Here is a 15,702-nt window from a genome sequence, read left to right on the forward strand (position 1 = left end):
TGCCAGCGATTCAGGCGCCGCGGTCATTCAGGCGGACCGAGTCGATGCCATCGCGGGCAAGCCCGCTCCCACAGGGAGCGAGCCAGAAGCGCAGATTACTTCTTGTCGCGAATCGAGAAGTTGGCCATGTGTTCCAGGCCCTTGATCAGCGCCGAGTGGTCCCAGTTGCTGCCACCGATCGCCGCGCAGGTGCTGAACACTTGCTGGGCGTTGGCGGTGTTCGGCAGGTTGATGTTGAGTTCCTTGGCGCCTTGCAGGGCCAGGTTCAGGTCCTTCTGGTGCAGGCTGATGCGGAAGCCCGGATCGAAGGTGCCTTTGATCATGCGCTCGCCGTGCACTTCGAGGATCTTCGACGAAGCGAAACCGCCCATCAGCGCTTCACGCACCTTGGCTGGATCGGCACCGTTTTTCGAAGCGAACAGCAGGGCTTCGGCCACGGCCTGAATGTTCAGCGCGACGATGATCTGGTTCGCCACTTTGGCGGTCTGACCGTCGCCATTGCCACCGACCAGGGTGATGTTCTTGCCCATGGCCTGGAACAGCGGCAGGGCGCGTTCAAAGGCATCCGCGTCGCCACCGACCATGATGCTCAGGGTCGCGGCCTTGGCGCCGACTTCACCGCCGGATACCGGGGCGTCGAGGTACTGCGCGCCTTTTTCGTTGATCTTCGCGGCGAAGGCCTTGGTGGCGGTCGGCGAGATCGAGCTCATGTCGATCACTACTTTGCCTTTGCCGATGCCAGCCGCGACGCCATCGGCGCGGAACAGCACGTCATCGACCTGCGGGGTGTCCGGGACCATGACGATGATGAATTCGGCTTCCTGCGCCACTTCGCGCGGGTTGGCCAGGGCGACGGCGCCAGCAGCTACCAGGTCGGCCGGAGCGGCGTCGTGGTGCGCCGACAGGAACAGGCTGTGACCGGCTTTCTGCAGGTTCGAAGCCATTGGGTGGCCCATGATGCCGGTGCCGATAAATCCGATTTTAGCCATGAGAAAATCCTCTTGTTTTTGTGTGGCTCTCTGTAGGAGCTGGCGAAGCCTGCGATCTTTTGATCTTGATCTTGAAAAGCAAAGTCAAAAGATCGCAGCCTTCGGCAGCTCCTACAGGAATGACCGTGTTCGATCAGATTGCGTTATGCGTTTTGAGCCAGCCCAGACCGGCTTCAGTGGTGGTCAGCGGCTTGTATTCACAGCCGACCCAACCCTGATAACCAATCCGATCCAGGTGTTCGAACAGGAAGCGGTAGTTGATCTCGCCAGTGCCCGGCTCATTGCGCCCCGGGTTGTCCGCGAGCTGCACATGGTTGATCTCGGCCAGGTGCGATTGCAGGGTGCGGGCCAGATCGCCTTCCATGATTTGCATGTGGTAGATGTCGTATTGCAGGAACAGGTTGGCGCTGCCGACCTGCTCGCGAATCGACAGGGCTTGCGCCGTGTTGTTCAGGTAGAAACCCGGGATGTCGCGGGTGTTGATCGCTTCCATCACCAGTTTGATGCCCGCCGCCTGCAGCTTGTCGGCCGCGTACTTGAGGTTGGCGACGAAGGTCTTTTCCACGGTGGCATCGTCGACGCCTTGCGGGCGGATACCGGCCAGGCAGTTGACCTGGGTGTTGCCCAGCACCTGCGCGTAGGCAATCGCCAGATCGACCCCGGCGCGGAACTCTTCAACGCGATCCGGCAGGCAGGCGATACCGCGCTCACCCTTGGCCCAGTCACCGGCCGGCAGATTGAACAGCACTTGGGTCAGCCCGTTGGCATCGAGCTTTGCCTTGATTTCGGCAGAGCTGAAGTCGTACGGGAACAGGTATTCCACACCACTGAAACCGGCCTTGGCGGCGGCGTCGAAACGGGCAAGGAAATCCTGTTCGGTGAACAGCATGGACAGGTTGGCTGCGAAACGCGGCATGGTGGTCTCCTGTTGCGAATTAATGATGATGGCTTTGTGTAGGAGCTGCCGCAGGCTGCGATCTTTTGATCTTGATCCTGAAAAACAAGATCAAAAGATCGCAGCCTGCGGCAGCTCCTACAGGGGAGTAACCGCGGCCATCAAATCCCGGCAGATCAGTCGAGCAGCGAAATCGCCGTTGGCGCGTCGTTGCCGACCAGCGCCAGGTCTTCGAATTCGTTGACGGCGTTGATCTCGGTCCCCATGGAGATGTTGGTCACACGCTCCAGGATGATTTCGACGATCACCGGCACCTTGAACTCTTCGATCAGCTCTTCGGCCTTGCGCAGGGCAGGGGCGATGTCCGCCGGTTCGAACACACGCAGCGCTTTACAGCCCAGGCCTTCGGCGACGGCGACGTGGTCGACACCGTAACCGTTGAGTTCCGGCGCGTTCAGGTTATCGAAGGACAGCTGCACGCAGTAGTCCATTTCGAACCCGCGCTGCGCCTGACGGATCAGGCCCAGGTACGAGTTGTTCACCACGACGTGGATGTAAGGCAGTTTGAACTGAGCGCCGACCGCCAGCTCCTCGATCATGAACTGGAAGTCATAGTCCCCCGACAGGGCCACGACTTTACGGTTCGGATCGGCCTTGACCACGCCCAGCGCTGCCGGAATGGTCCAGCCCAAGGGGCCGGCCTGACCGCAGTTGATCCAGTGACGCGGCTTGTAGACGTGCAGGAACTGCGCGCCGGCAATCTGCGACAGACCAATGGTGCTGACGTAGCAGGTGTCTTTGCCGAACACCTGGTTCATTTCTTCGTAAACGCGCTGTGGCTTGACCGGCACGTTGTCGAAGTGGGTCTTGCGCTGCAGGCTGGCCTTGCGCTGCTGGCAATCCTGCAGCCAGGCACTGCGGTTTTTCAGCTTGCCGGCGGCTTGCCATTCGCGGGCGACTTCGATGAACACGGTCAGCGCGGCAGCAGCGTCGGAGACGATACCCAGGTCCGGGGTGAACACACGGCCGATCTGCGTGCCTTCGATGTCGACGTGAATGAACTTGCGACCTTCGGTGTAGACGTCGACCGAACCGGTGTGACGGTTGGCCCAACGGTTACCGATGCCCAGCACCACATCGGATTTGAGCATCGTCGCATTGCCGTAACGGTGCGACGTCTGCAGACCGACCATGCCGACCATCAGCGGGTGATCGTCAGGAATGGTGCCCCAGCCCATCAGGGTCGGGATCACCGGAATACCGGTCAGCTCGGCGAACTCCACCAGCAGATCGCTGGCATCGGCGTTGATGATGCCGCCACCGGCTACCAGCAATGGACGCTCGGCCTGATCCAGCAGCGCCAGCGCCTTTTCGACCTGAACGCGGCTCGCGGTCGGTTTGGCCAGCGGCAGTGGCTGGTAAGCGTCAATGTCGAATTCGATTTCAGCCATCTGCACGTCGAACGGCAGGTCGATCAGCACCGGGCCTGGACGGCCGGAGCGCATTTCGTAGAAGGCTTTCTGGAACGCGTAAGGTACCTGGCCCGGCTCCAGAACGGTGGTCGCCCACTTGGTGACGGGCTTGACGATGCTGGTGATGTCGACCGCCTGGAAGTCTTCCTTGTGCATACGGGCGCGGGGTGCCTGGCCGGTAATGCAGAGGATCGGAATCGAGTCGGCCGAGGCGCTGTAGAGCCCGGTGACCATATCGGTACCGGCCGGGCCGGACGTACCGATGCACACGCCGATGTTGCCGGCCTTGGTGCGGGTGTACCCCTCGGCCATGTGCGACGCGCCTTCGACGTGGCGAGCGAGGACGTGATCGATGCCACCGACTTTTTTCAGTGCGGAGTACAGCGGGTTGATCGCTGCACCCGGAATGCCAAAAGCGGTATCAACCCCTTCACGGCGCATCACCAGAACGGCGGCTTCGATTGCTCTCATTTTGCTCATGGTTTTGTGCCTCTTTACGTTTTGTAATTGTATACAAGTGGCTTTGCGCAGAGTGTATTCACGGCGGACGGCGCAGGTCAATCCATTTTCTCAAGCGTCTGTTTCATTCGTCGGAAGCCATTTTTACTGTGGCTTTTCGTCGCATGTGGCGCTTTTCGAGAATTATTGTATACAAAAAAATAATTCATTGTGTTCTATTTGTGGCATCGGGCTGCGGCACAAACGCGCAGTTCCACGACTTTCCCAATAACAAAATGAGGACGGCACCATGAGCGCTTTAACCTTGAAAGTCGCAGTCAACCTGGTCGAACAGGCCATCACTACCGGGCGCGGGATCAACGCCGCGCCGCTGACCATCGCGGTACTCGACACCGGCGGCCACCTGATCACCCTGCAACGCGAAGACGGCGCCAGCCTGCTGCGCCCGAACATCGCCATCGGCAAAGCCTGGGGCGCCATCGCCCTGGGCAAGGGCTCACGCCTGCTGGCACTGGATGCGCAACAACGCCCGGCGTTCATCGCCGCACTCAACAGCATGGGCCAGGGCAGCGTCGTGCCTGCGCCGGGTGGGGTGTTGATTCGTGATCAGGCGGGAAATGTGCTGGGCGCGATCGGGATCAGCGGCGATCTGTCGGATATTGATGAGCAGGTCGCGATCAGGGCTGTGGAGGCGTTGGAGTTGAGGGCGGATGCGGGGGTGGCGGCTTGATCTTTAGCGGCTGATCGAAAGTCATCGCTGGCAAGCCAGCTCCCACAAGGTTTTGCATTGGGCAACGATTTGTGAACGACACAAAGCTCTGTGGGAGCTGGCTTGCCAGCGATGGCGGCCTGTCTGACACATCAAGAAAAAAGACCAAACCAATCAAACAGATCATTGAGGTCTAGCCTTCTGATGAACTCATCATGAAGGGGCAATGGATTGCCTGATCTTCCCGCTTCACATCGTCTGCGAACCGGCCGTTATGCCGAGCCCAATCGAATTTATATACTGACAACCAACACACTTGATCGCGAGCCGATCTTTGCCGACTTCGCTTTGGGCAGATTGGTTGTTCGTCAATTTCGACGGGCACAAGAGCTTGGATTGGCGAATTCACTGGCGTGGGTGGTGATGCCGGATCATTTTCACTGGTTGATTGAGCTGGAAAGCTGTTCTTTGCGCAGACTGATGCGCGAGACCAAGTCCCTGGCTACTCGAGAGGTGAACCATTGCACCGGCAGGAGCGGCCCGCTATGGCAACAGGGCTATCACGACCGGGCGCTTCGAATGGAAGATGATTTGGTAAAAATGGCCCGGTATGTGGTGGCCAACCCGTTACGGGCTGGACTGGTGCATAAGCTTGGCGACTATCCGCTGTGGGATGCCGTTTGGCTTTAGCACTTCTGAATCGAGTTGCCCCTATCGCTGGCAAGCCAGCTCCCACAGGGATTTGCGTCGTTCGCAAAAATTGTGTTCAACACAAACACCTGTGGGAGCTGGCTTGCCAGCGATAAGGGCACGGCGGTCTTACTTATCCGGCTCGCAGCCCTTGAGCACCAACCGGATAATTGTCTGCGCCGCCGCTTCGTAATCCGCCTCGTCCAGCTTGTCCTTTCCCGTCACCGCAGAAATCTGCCAGTCGAAGTCGGCGTAGGTCTGGGTCGCGGCCCAGATGCTGAACATCAGGTGGTTGGGGTCGAGCGGGGCGATCTGGCCGCGGTCGATCCAGCTCTGGATGCAGTCGATGTTGTGCTTGGCCTGGCTGTTGAGCTGCTCGACCAGGTCGGCGCTCAGGTGCGGGGCGCCGTGCATGATTTCGCTGGCGAACACTTTGGAGGCGAAGGGCAGGTCGCGGGAGATGCGGATCTTCGAGCGGATGTAGCCGCTGAGCACTTCGCTCGGCACGCCGTCCGGGTTGAACGGGGTCGAGGCCTGCAGGATCGGCACGATGATGCTTTCCAGCACCTCGCGGTAGAGGTTTTCCTTGGACTTGAAGTAGTAGTAGACGTTGGGCTTGGGCAATCCTGCCTTGGCGGCGATGTCGCTGGTTTTGGTCGCAGCGAAGCCCTTGTCGGCGAATTCCTCACTGGCGGCACGCAGGATCAGTTCTTTGTTGCGCTCGCGGATTGTGCTCATAAACCCGGTGGTTCCTTGCCTGTTCTGGCGGTTGCGCATGGTAGCACCGGCCTCGCGCATGGCTCAAGAATGCCCCGTGTGGCCCGCAGTCGCGGTATGCTGCGCGGCATTATTCACATAAGGAAACACGATTCATGGCAGGAAGCAGTTTGCTGGTGCTGATCGACGATATTGCCACCGTTCTGGATGACGTGGCGTTGATGAGCAAAATGGCCGCGAAGAAGACCGCCGGGGTACTCGGCGATGATCTGGCGCTCAATGCCCAGCAAGTCTCCGGGGTTCGCGCCGAGCGGGAAATTCCCGTGGTCTGGGCGGTGGCCAAGGGCTCGTTCGTCAACAAACTGATTCTGGTGCCGTCGGCGCTGGCGATCAGCGCATTTGTGCCGTGGCTGGTGACGCCGCTGCTGATGGTCGGCGGCGCGTACCTGTGTTTCGAAGGCTTCGAGAAACTCGCGCACAAATTCCTGCACAGCAAGGCCGAAGATGACGCCGAGCATGCGCAACTGAGCGCGGCAGTGGCCGAGCCGAGCACCGATCTGGTGGCCTACGAGAAGGACAAGATCAAAGGCGCAATCCGCACCGACTTTATCCTCTCCGCAGAAATCATCGCCATTACCCTCGGCACCGTGGCCGACGCTTCGCTGACCCAGCAAGTGATCGTGATGTCGGGCATCGCCATCGTCATGACCGTGGGCGTTTATGGTCTGGTGGCCGGCATCGTCAAACTCGACGACCTCGGTCTGTGGCTGACGCAGAAATCCGGCTCGGCAGCAAAAAGCATCGGCAATGCGATCCTGCGCGCCGCGCCGTACATGATGAAAGGCCTGTCGGTGATCGGTACAGCGGCGATGTTCCTCGTCGGTGGCGGCATCCTGACCCACGGCATCCCGGTGGTTCATCACTGGATTGAAAGTGTCGGCGCAGCGGCTGGCAGTGCCGGGTTTGCCGTGCCTGTGTTGCTCAATGGCGTAGCGGGGATTATCGCGGGCGCGGCAGTGCTGGCGGTGGTTTCGGTGGTCGGTAAAATCTGGCGCGCAATCAAAGGCTGAACACAATAACCCTGTGGGAGCGAGCCTGCTCGCGAAGGCGTCGAGTCAGCCACCCCCTTCGGGTCTGAGACACCGCATTCGCGAGCAGGCTCGCTCCCAAAATGGATCTCAGTGATCCATGAAAAAGGGCCATTCGACTCGCATCGAATGGCCCTTTTTTTGTTGCCGCTGAAGTTACTCGGCAATCTGCAGCTTGCGCGACTCGGTGTAGACGTAGCGCACTTTCTCGTACTCGAACGGCGAGTTCATCTGGCCGTAGCGGAAGTTGGTCTGGTAGCGCTTGTCGACGGCGCGCAAGGCCCAGATTTCCGGGTGGTTGGAGCTGACTTCCGACACGTTCAGGTAGTTGATCGCCGATTCGGCGGTGTAGTCCACGGCCAGGCCGGCGGTGTCGCGGATGTTCGACGGGCCGAGAATCGGCAAGACGAAGTAGGCGCCGCCCGGTACGCCGTAGAACCCCAAGGTCTGACCGAAGTCTTCGCTCTGGCGCGGCAGGCCCATGGCCGTCGCCGGGTCCCACAGGCCGGCAATGCCGATGGTGGTGTTGAGCAACAGGCGCGCGGTGGTTTCCATCGAACGCTTGCCCTTGAACTGCAGCAGGCTGTTGACCAGGTTTGGCACATCGCCGAGGTTGTTGAAGAAGTTGCTCACCCCGGTGCGCAGGAAGCTCGGCGTCACATAGCGATAACCGTCGACCACCGGCAGGAACACCCATTGGTCGAAGCGGTAATTGAAGTGATAGACGCGGCGGTTCCACGACTCCAGCGGGTCATAGACGTTGAGCGCGTTGAGTGTCGAACGTTCGAACTCGCGTTGGTCCAGCCCCGGGTTGAACTTGAGTTTGGACAGCGGCTCCTTGAAGCCGTCGCTGTCGACCACCACTGGCGCGTTGGCTTTGCTGTTGTCGGCCTGGGCCACGCCTGCACTGAGGAGCGCTGCAATCAGCAGGAGATATTTAGCCACGGAAGAACTCCAGCATGGCGTCGCTGTTGACGCGGTAGTTAAGGTTGCCGCAATGGCCGCCCAGTGGGTAAACAGTCAGGCGATCGCCGAAGGTCTTGCGCAGGAAACCCAGGTCGCCAGGGCCGAGGATCACGTCGTCAGCGTTGTGCATGACGGCGATTTTCGGGCTGTCATGCAGGTAATCCTTGAGTGCGTACAGGCTGACCTGGTCGATCAGTTGCAGCAGGCTGCCGCCGTCGGTACGGGCGCGCCACATCGGGATCACCTGTTCGGTCAGGTAGCAGTCGAAGTCGCATTGCAGCGCACGCTTGAGAAACGGCGTGAGGCTGGTGCCTTCGGTGATCGGGAATTTCGGCGGAGTGATCAGGCCCCGACGGTTGATCAGATCGGAGGTGAAGGCAATGTCGGCGGCCGAGAAGCGGAACGAGGTGCCGATCAGCATCGCCATCTGCTCGTTGGTCAGGTGCTGTTTGGACTGCTGGAAGTCGTAGAGCAGGGCGTCGTTGAGGTCGATGTAGCCTTTCTGCTGGAAGTAGCGGGTCAGCTTGTTCAGCACCAGTTCATAGAAAGTGGTGCTGTTGTTGATGCCCTTCACCTCGGTCTGTACCAGCTTGTCGAGGTTGCTGATGGACGTGTAGAGGTTGACCGGCGGGTTGAGCAGCAAGACTTTCTTGAAGTTGAAACTGCGTCGGGTCTCGTCCAGGTGCGCGACGAACGCGGCATCCAGCGCGCCAAGGCTGTAGCCGCTGAGGTAGTACTCGGTGACCGGTAGTTTCGGATGTTGCGCGCGCACGGCCTGCATCACCCGGTACATGTCTTCGGCGTCTTCCTTGGTGATGCCCGGGGTGGCGAAGCGTGAAGCGGCGCTGATGAAGTCGAAGCTGGTTGGCGACGACAACTGCACGACGTTGTAGCCGGCCTTGTAATAAAGCTTCTTCAGGTACTCATTGAGCGAACTGTCATAACGCGCACCGGTGCCGGCGATCAGGAAGATCAGCGGCGCCGGTTTGTCCTGCTCGGCGATACGGTAGGTGAGTTTTTTCACCGGCCAGAAGTTGTCCGGGAGGATGAAGGCCCGTTCCGGGCGCAGGGTGATGCTGTGGTCGGACTGATTGATCTCGTCGTTCGACGGCAATTCCGGACGCAGGTCCGGCGGCGTCGTGGCGATGGTCGCCTCGAACGGGTTGGTCAGGGGATAGCCATAACTGGCGGCATCGATATCCACCGCCAGTGCGGACGCACTCAGAATAAGGCCGCTGAACAGCGCGGCGAAGCGCAAGGAACGGAGCATGACTGGATCCCTTAAAGGAAGGTGCCGAATGAAGTTCGCAGGCTATGACCACCGGGCTTGCGCCAAAGTGCCATGCCTCGGCACCAAACAGGCAGAATTCGGAGTAATAGTAGCTGGACGATACACTCTGCAAGGCGCGGATGACCAGTTAACAGTTGTTAGTGCTTGCCAATGCGTGCGGGCAGATTAAGCTGGCCGCCGATTTCGTTGATTGGAGAGATTCATGTCCCGCCGCTTGCCCGTGATTCTGTTGCTCGTGCTGTTGCCGCTGTGGCTGGCCGCCAGTTATGGCGCGCGTTATGGCTTCATGGAGGATGGGCAGTGGGTCGGCATCTGCGTCGATGAGGCGAGCCGCTGGGAATGCGCGGTGCGCTCGAACCTGGGACTGATGATTCACTTCAAGGTATTGGGCTGGACCGCGCTGGGTGCGGCGCTGCTGGGTTTTGTGCTGCCGGGGCGGGCAGGGTGGTGGCTGGCGGTGCTGGCGCTGGTGTTCGGGTTGCCGGCGCTGGCGTTGTACAACACGACGCTGGCGGTGTTTGCGGTGGTGATTGCCGGATTGCGGCTGGTCCGGGCATCCCGCAGCGCCTGACAGAAAAAGATCGCAGCCTTCGGCAGCTCCTGCAAGGGGCAGTGAACCCTGTAGGAGCTGCCGAAGGCTGCGATCTTTTGATCTTGCTGTCTAATCAGCGACCGCGAACCCGCAGACAGCGCCACAACGCAGCGACCATCAACCCGCTGACCAGCGCCCAGCCCCACGCCTGCTGATTCAACAAGCCTTCTTCATACAGCTGCGGCGCAATGCCGGCGCCGATGATAAAGGTCAGCAGGGCGATTTCCCGGCGCGGCACGCTGACCGGGCGGCACACATACACCAGCGCCGGCAGAATGAACGCCATGCTGGCAAAGCTGCGATAGCGTGCGTCAAAAACCATCTCCAGCATCATCACCGCTGCCGCAAAACCGGCCACGGCAACCAGCCATCCGGCGCGGCGTTCCAGCAGACTGAACGCGCGTTCACGCCAACCCTGGCGGGCGCTCAGGCTCAGCGCGGCATGTGCCAGCACCAACAGATTCAATACGGTCAGCAAGCCGACCCACAGCCATTCGCTGGCAAACCGCGTGGTCACTCGCGCCAGATCGCCCCAGGCGCCGATCGAACAAGCGGCCAGCGCACCGAGCAGCGGCAGGATCAATGCCGATCGGGTGGTGCGCACTCGGCCGCCGAGCAGCAGGGTGCCGACGAAAATCAGTCCGCCGACGCCCAGCCATGCTTTCCAGTACGGCACATTGCTCACCGGCCCGGCGAGCACGCCCTTGTCCTGGCGATCGGCATCGAACAGGCCCCAGTAACCGCCGACTGCACCTTCGCTGCCACGCTTCCATGGCTGGTCGAACGCTTCGATCAAGTTGTAATGCCAGCTTTCCTTCTCGGCCATCGCGACAAAACCACGAATGAACTTGGCCTCATTGACCCGGCTCGGCAGGGCGGTTTCGCGCTGGCGACCTTCGCTGGGCCAGCCGGTCTCGCCGATCATCACGTCTTTGGGCGCGAATTTGTTGCCGAACACCTGACGTACATCCGCCACATGTTGCAGGGCGACGTCGATGTTCGACGGATCGTCTTCCCAGTACGGCAGCAAGTGAATGGTCAGGAAGTCCACCGCCGGCGCGACTTCCGGGTGCTTGAGCCAGAATTCCCAGACATCGGCATAGGTGACCGGTTGCTTGACCTGGCTTTTGACCTTGTTGATCAGCTTCGCCAGTTGCGCGCCGGTGACTTCCTTGCGCAGCAAGGCTTCGTTGCCGACGATCACCGCACTGACCACGTCCGGGTTGGCGTTGGCCGAGGCGATCAGCAGGTCGACTTCCTTTTCAGTGTCCACCGGGTTGCTGTTGACCCAGGCGCCGATCATCAGCTTCAAACCGTGCTTGCGCGCCAGTTCCGGCAGGGCTTCGAGGCCGGTCATCGAGTAGGTGCGGATGCATTCGAAACGCGTCGCCAGCAGGGCGAGGTCGGCATCCATGCGCTCCGGGCGCAGTTTGAACGGCACGTCGAACGGCGACTGATCCTTGTCGAACGGCGTGTAGGAGGCGCATTGCAACTTGTGCGTCGGGGTCGCGGCGTCCGGCAGGATCACCGGTTTGCCGAGGCCGTACCAGAAGCCACCGAGGGCCAGCAGGCCGAGCAGGCAGGCAAAGAGATAAGGAACAAGCGGGAAGCGGGAGGTCGCGGACATGGTCAGGCCGAGTGGCTGCAAAGCGACGCATGTTACCTGCATTTATCCGCGGGTTGGTGGCCTGCATGATTTGCACATGCAAAGTTCGGGCGGATTGTCTGGCGCCAATTATTCAGAGGTGATTAATGGCCTTCTGATGTCGTTTCTCGGTGTATTGAGGTCGCTGACAGAGCAGGTCGCGTTTGGCGTCAGGCCGATGATCGAAAGCGTCAGTACCCTTATAGAAAAGACGACTGATGTTCGGACGAGTTTACGGTCAGGCGTGATGGGGGCGCTGTGCACCATAACAATACGTTGACGATGCCCGGCATCCGTCGGGCGCAGCATTTCGGGGAAGTAAACGATGAAGATGCGACGACTTTTAGGCGCAGGTGCCGCTCTGGTGCTTGCGATGAGTTCCACATTCGCCAGCGCTGAAAAACAGACCCTGAACATCGGTTACGTTGACGGCTGGTCCGACAGCGTCGCGACCACCCACGTGGCGGCCGAAGTGATCAAGCAGAAACTCGGTTACGACGTGAAGCTGCAAGCCGTCGCCACCGGGATCATGTGGCAGGGCGTGGCCACCGGCAAACTCGATGCGATGCTCTCGGCCTGGTTGCCGGTGACCCATGGCGAATACTGGGCGAAGAACAAGGATCTGGTCGTCGATTACGGCCCGAACTTCAAGGATGCGAAAATCGGCCTGATCGTGCCGGAGTACGTCAAGGCGAAATCGATCGAAGACCTCAAGACCGATGACAGCTTCAAGAACCGCATCGTCGGCATCGACGCCGGCTCGGGCGTGATGCTCAAGACCGATCAGGCGATCAAGGATTACGGTCTGGACAAATACACCCTCAAGGCCAGTTCCGGCGCCGGCATGATTGCCGAGCTGACCCGTGCCGAGAAGAAGAACGAATCGATTGCCGTCACCGGTTGGGTGCCGCACTGGATGTTCGCCAAGTGGAAACTGCGCTTCCTTGACGACCCGAAAGGCGTGTATGGCGCGGCTGAAACCGTAAACAGCATCGGTAGCAAAGAATTGGCTACCAAGGCACCGGAAGTGGCCAAGTTCCTGAAAAACTTCCAGTGGGCGTCGAAAGACGAGATCGGCGAAGTCATGCTGGCCATCCAGGATGGCGCCAAGCCTGACGCGGCGGCCAAGGATTGGGTCGCCAAGCACCCGGACCGCGTGGCTGACTGGACCAAATAACCCCAGATTGCTTCGGTTCACCGCACATCCTGTGGGAGCGGGCTTGCCCGCGATAGCGGTCTACCAGTCAACTGATTAGTTGGCTGATACGACGCCATCGCTGGCAAGCCAGCTCCCACAGTTTTTTTTGTGTGCTGAAAATTGGCGAAAACGTCATGTCGTTCTAATACTAAGGTCGTCTGGAAGCCGTTCCGCAGCCGCATACAGTGGATACGTTCCAACAATAATCTGTGCTGCGAGGATAAAAACAATGAACGACAGCATTTACCTCTCGATTCAAAACAGCCCGCGCTTCAAGGAGCTGGTGAGAAAAAGAGAAAAATTCGCCTGGATACTCTCGGCGATCATGCTCGGGCTGTATTCCGGATTCATCCTGTTGATTGCTTACGGGCCGCAAGTGCTCGGCGCGAAACTCAGCCCCGGGTCTTCGATTACCTGGGGCATTCCGATCGGTGTCGGGCTGATTGTCTCGGCCTTCGTCCTGACCGGTATCTACGTGCGACGCGCCAATGGCGAGTTTGACGACCTGAACAATGCGATTCTCAAGGAGGCTCAGCAATGATCCGGCGTCTACTGGCTCTTTTGAGCATCGCAGCATTCGCTCCGGCTGTCTGGGCTGCTGACGCCTTGACCGGCGAAGTCCACAAACAACCGCTCAACGTTTCCGCGATCGCCATGTTCGTGGTGTTCGTCGGTGCGACCCTGTGCATCACCTACTGGGCGTCCAAGCGCAACAAGTCGGCTGCCGACTACTACGCTGCGGGCGGCAAGATCACCGGCTTTCAGAATGGTCTGGCGATTGCCGGCGACTACATGTCGGCGGCGTCCTTCCTGGGGATTTCCGCGCTGGTGTTCACCTCTGGCTACGATGGCCTGATCTACTCGATCGGCTTCCTGGTGGGCTGGCCGATCATTCTGTTCCTGATCGCCGAGCGTCTGCGTAACCTGGGTAAATACACCTTTGCCGACGTGGCGTCCTACCGCCTCGGGCAAACCCAGATCCGCACGCTGTCTGCCTGCGGTTCGCTGGTGGTGGTGGCGTTCTACCTGATCGCGCAAATGGTCGGTGCCGGCAAGCTGATCCAGCTGCTGTTCGGCCTCGACTACTACGTGGCGGTGATTCTGGTCGGTATCCTGATGTGCATGTACGTGCTGTTCGGCGGCATGCTGGCGACCACTTGGGTGCAGATCATCAAGGCGGTGTTGTTGCTGTCCGGTGCTTCGTTCATGGCGCTGATGGTGATGAAGCACGTCAACTTCGACTTCAACATGCTGTTCTCCGAGGCGATCAAGGTTCACCCCAAAGGTGAGGCGATCATGAGCCCGGGCGGTCTGGTGAAAGACCCGATTTCGGCGTTCTCCCTGGGCCTGGCACTGATGTTCGGTACTGCTGGCCTGCCACACATCCTGATGCGCTTCTTCACCGTGAGTGACGCGAAAGAAGCGCGCAAGAGCGTGCTGTATGCCACCGGCTTCATTGGCTACTTCTACATCCTGACCTTCATCATCGGCTTCGGCGCCATCCTGCTGGTCAGCACCAACCCGGCCTTCAAAGATGCAGCGGGCGCTCTGCTCGGCGGCAACAACATGGCGGCGGTGCACCTGGCTGACGCAGTGGGTGGCAGTATTTTCCTCGGCTTCATCTCGGCGGTGGCGTTCGCGACCATTCTGGCGGTGGTGGCCGGTCTGACCCTGGCCGGTGCTTCGGCGGTGTCTCACGACCTGTATGCCAGTGTGATCAAGAAGGGCAAGGCCAACGACAAAGATGAGATTCGCGTGTCGAAGATCACCACCATCGCCCTGGGTGTGCTGGCGATTGGTCTGGGCATCCTGTTCGAAAGCCAGAACATCGCGTTCATGGTCGGCCTGGCGTTCTCGATTGCGGCGAGCTGCAACTTCCCGGTGCTGTTGCTTTCGATGTACTGGAAGAAGCTGACGACCCGCGGCGCGATGGTCGGTGGCTGGTTGGGGCTGGTGAGTGCGGTGGGTCTGATGATCCTCGGCCCGACCATCTGGGTGCAGATTCTGCATCACGAGAAGGCGATCTTCCCTTACGAGTACCCGGCGTTGTTTTCGATGATCATTGCGTTCATCGGTATCTGGTTCTTCTCGATCACCGACAAGTCGGCGGCGGCCGAGAACGAGCGGGCGCTGTTCTTCCCGCAGTTTGTGCGTTCGCAGACGGGGTTGGGGGCGAGTGGGGCGGTTTCGCACTAAGCGTTGGTTGCATGGTTGAGAGAAATGCCCTGGTTGAGAGATCGGGGCATTTTTTTGTGGGCGGTTATCGGACTTGGGCCTTCGTAGTTGGTGGTTATGAGTACATATCCGTTGCTGCGGTAGCGGCGGCTTAGGGTTCCGCCCTGACGGCGGGTCACTTTGGCAAAAGCCCCAAAGTAACCAAAGGGCTTTACCCTGACGTTCGGCCCTCGCTTAGGCTCGGGTTCCTTCGCTGCGGGATTCATCCGGGGGGGCAGCGCCTACGGTTTGCTTCGCTGCACCTCCTCTCGCTGTGTTTGGCTGCGCCAAACGGTCGCTGCGCTCCCACCCCCGAATAAACCCCTCCACTCAGCCTGCCGACGGGCCCTCAGATCAAGAGCGGTACTCGAGCTAACGCTCATCGTGTTGAGTGGGGCGGCTTCGCCGCATGGGGCGTGCACGAATAAAGTTGTGGGAGCTGGCTTGCCAGCGATGGCGGCCTGACAGCCGACCAATTTCTAACTGAAAACACCGATCCCATGTAGGAGCTGCCGAAGGCTGCGATCTTTTGATCTGCTTTGGCTTTGGCTTTGGCTTTGGCTTTGGCGTTGGCGTTGGCTTTGGCTCTTGATCTGGCTTTTGATTTTTGCCCCTTCGGCAGGCCGAGCGAAGGTGTCCATCAGGGGGAAGGCGCGCAGCGCCATGCGGCGAAGCCGCATACATCGAGAGGAGGTGCAGCGAAGCAAACCGTAGGCGATGCCCCCGGATGGACACCGTAGCGAGGGAACACTGAGCCTCAGCGAAGTGCCGTACGCC

At 59.9% G+C, this 15,702-nt stretch carries 14 protein-coding genes; 7 read left to right on the plus strand and 7 right to left on the minus strand.

Translation table 11 applies throughout. The annotated features are described in order from the left end of the window. Positions 1-95 precede the first annotated feature (95 nt). From AC193Q_RS00900 to gcl, 3 genes are all read right to left on the minus strand, one after another. Entirely contained in the window at positions 96-989 is an 894-nt protein-coding gene (locus AC193Q_RS00900; RefSeq protein ID WP_047292610.1) for a 2-hydroxy-3-oxopropionate reductase, read from the minus strand. A gap of 133 nt (positions 990-1,122) precedes the next feature. Continuing rightward, positions 1,123-1,905 carry a hydroxypyruvate isomerase gene (gene hyi, locus AC193Q_RS00905; protein ID WP_007961652.1) on the minus strand — a complete coding sequence of 261 codons (783 nt, stop codon included), beginning with the start codon at positions 1,903-1,905 and terminating at the stop codon, positions 1,123-1,125. 155 nt (positions 1,906-2,060) lie between these two features. Beyond that, complete coding sequence (gene gcl / locus AC193Q_RS00910; protein ID WP_041072901.1) at positions 2,061-3,836, minus strand: glyoxylate carboligase; 1,776 nt, start codon at positions 3,834-3,836, stop codon at positions 2,061-2,063. 268 nt (positions 3,837-4,104) lie between these two features. Between gcl and AC193Q_RS00915 the strand changes: the two genes are divergently transcribed. After that, entirely contained in the window at positions 4,105-4,545 is a 441-nt protein-coding gene (locus tag AC193Q_RS00915; RefSeq protein WP_047292613.1) for a GlcG/HbpS family heme-binding protein, read from the plus strand. 210 nt (positions 4,546-4,755) lie between these two features. Further along, on the plus strand, positions 4,756-5,214 hold the full coding sequence (locus AC193Q_RS00920) for an REP-associated tyrosine transposase (protein ID WP_121184389.1): 459 nt from the start codon (positions 4,756-4,758) through the stop codon (positions 5,212-5,214). A gap of 129 nt (positions 5,215-5,343) precedes the next feature. On the opposite strand, the gene AC193Q_RS00925 is transcribed toward AC193Q_RS00920, so the two are convergent. Beyond that, positions 5,344-5,952, minus strand: a complete 609-nt coding sequence (locus tag AC193Q_RS00925) for a TetR/AcrR family transcriptional regulator (protein WP_095667155.1) — start codon at positions 5,950-5,952, stop codon at positions 5,344-5,346. Between the two features lie 134 nt (positions 5,953-6,086). On the opposite strand from AC193Q_RS00925, the gene AC193Q_RS00930 reads away from it, so the two are divergent. Then, positions 6,087-7,001: a DUF808 domain-containing protein gene (locus tag AC193Q_RS00930; protein WP_047292621.1), complete on the plus strand. Its 915-nt coding sequence runs from the start codon at positions 6,087-6,089 to the stop codon at positions 6,999-7,001. A 174-nt stretch (positions 7,002-7,175) separates the two neighbouring features. On the opposite strand, the gene AC193Q_RS00935 is transcribed toward AC193Q_RS00930, so the two are convergent. Then, a complete protein-coding gene (locus AC193Q_RS00935) occupies positions 7,176-7,964 on the minus strand; it encodes an MlaA family lipoprotein (RefSeq protein ID WP_007969640.1) in 789 nt (262 codons plus the stop codon). Beyond that, positions 7,957-9,255 carry a serine/threonine protein kinase gene (locus tag AC193Q_RS00940; protein ID WP_041072894.1) on the minus strand — a complete coding sequence of 433 codons (1,299 nt, stop codon included), beginning with the start codon at positions 9,253-9,255 and terminating at the stop codon, positions 7,957-7,959. Before AC193Q_RS00940 ends, AC193Q_RS00935 begins: the two co-directional genes overlap by 8 nt. Positions 9,256-9,478: 223 nt before the next feature. Here AC193Q_RS00940 and AC193Q_RS00945 point away from each other — a divergent pair, with 223 nt between their 5' ends. Then, complete coding sequence (locus tag AC193Q_RS00945; RefSeq protein ID WP_047292624.1) at positions 9,479-9,847, plus strand: hypothetical protein; 369 nt, start codon at positions 9,479-9,481, stop codon at positions 9,845-9,847. Positions 9,848-9,941: 94 nt separating this feature from the next. Here AC193Q_RS00945 and AC193Q_RS00950 read toward each other — a convergent pair whose 3' ends face one another. Beyond that, entirely contained in the window at positions 9,942-11,537 is a 1,596-nt protein-coding gene (locus AC193Q_RS00950; protein WP_483879063.1) for a glycoside hydrolase family 17 protein, read from the minus strand. 301 nt (positions 11,538-11,838) lie between these two features. Between AC193Q_RS00950 and AC193Q_RS00955 the strand changes: the two genes are divergently transcribed. The 3 genes from AC193Q_RS00955 (at position 11,839) to AC193Q_RS00965 (ending at position 14,907) form a co-directional block, all read left to right on the plus strand. Beyond that, positions 11,839-12,690, plus strand: a complete 852-nt coding sequence (locus AC193Q_RS00955) for a glycine betaine ABC transporter substrate-binding protein (RefSeq protein WP_047292628.1) — start codon at positions 11,839-11,841, stop codon at positions 12,688-12,690. Between the two features lie 250 nt (positions 12,691-12,940). Continuing rightward, positions 12,941-13,252 (plus strand): DUF485 domain-containing protein, encoded by a 312-nt coding sequence (locus tag AC193Q_RS00960; protein WP_041072887.1) that lies wholly within the window; start codon positions 12,941-12,943, stop codon positions 13,250-13,252. Continuing rightward, entirely contained in the window at positions 13,249-14,907 is a 1,659-nt protein-coding gene (locus AC193Q_RS00965) for a cation acetate symporter (protein ID WP_097090116.1), read from the plus strand. The genes AC193Q_RS00960 and AC193Q_RS00965 overlap by 4 nt, the downstream gene beginning before the upstream one ends. The last annotated feature ends 795 nt before the right edge of the window (positions 14,908-15,702 follow it).

Source organism: Pseudomonas sp. F2, from assembly GCF_057174385.1.

Coding starts and splice junctions, on each gene's coding strand:
- AC193Q_RS00930 (WP_047292621.1), top strand. CDS start 6,087: ATGGCAGGAAGCAGTTTGCTGGTGCTGATCGACGATATTGCCACCGTT.
- AC193Q_RS00955 (WP_047292628.1), top strand. CDS start 11,839: ATGAAGATGCGACGACTTTTAGGCGCAGGTGCCGCTCTGGTGCTTGCG.
- AC193Q_RS00950 (WP_483879063.1), bottom strand. CDS start 11,537: ATGCAGGTAACATGCGTCGCTTTGCAGCCACTCGGCCTGACCATGTCC.
- hyi (WP_007961652.1), bottom strand. CDS start 1,905: ATGCCGCGTTTCGCAGCCAACCTGTCCATGCTGTTCACCGAACAGGAT.
- gcl (WP_041072901.1), bottom strand. CDS start 3,836: ATGAGCAAAATGAGAGCAATCGAAGCCGCCGTTCTGGTGATGCGCCGT.
- AC193Q_RS00960 (WP_041072887.1), top strand. CDS start 12,941: ATGAACGACAGCATTTACCTCTCGATTCAAAACAGCCCGCGCTTCAAG.
- AC193Q_RS00915 (WP_047292613.1), top strand. CDS start 4,105: ATGAGCGCTTTAACCTTGAAAGTCGCAGTCAACCTGGTCGAACAGGCC.
- AC193Q_RS00925 (WP_095667155.1), bottom strand. CDS start 5,952: ATGAGCACAATCCGCGAGCGCAACAAAGAACTGATCCTGCGTGCCGCC.
- AC193Q_RS00945 (WP_047292624.1), top strand. CDS start 9,479: ATGTCCCGCCGCTTGCCCGTGATTCTGTTGCTCGTGCTGTTGCCGCTG.
- AC193Q_RS00940 (WP_041072894.1), bottom strand. CDS start 9,255: ATGCTCCGTTCCTTGCGCTTCGCCGCGCTGTTCAGCGGCCTTATTCTG.
- AC193Q_RS00965 (WP_097090116.1), top strand. CDS start 13,249: ATGATCCGGCGTCTACTGGCTCTTTTGAGCATCGCAGCATTCGCTCCG.
- AC193Q_RS00900 (WP_047292610.1), bottom strand. CDS start 989: ATGGCTAAAATCGGATTTATCGGCACCGGCATCATGGGCCACCCAATG.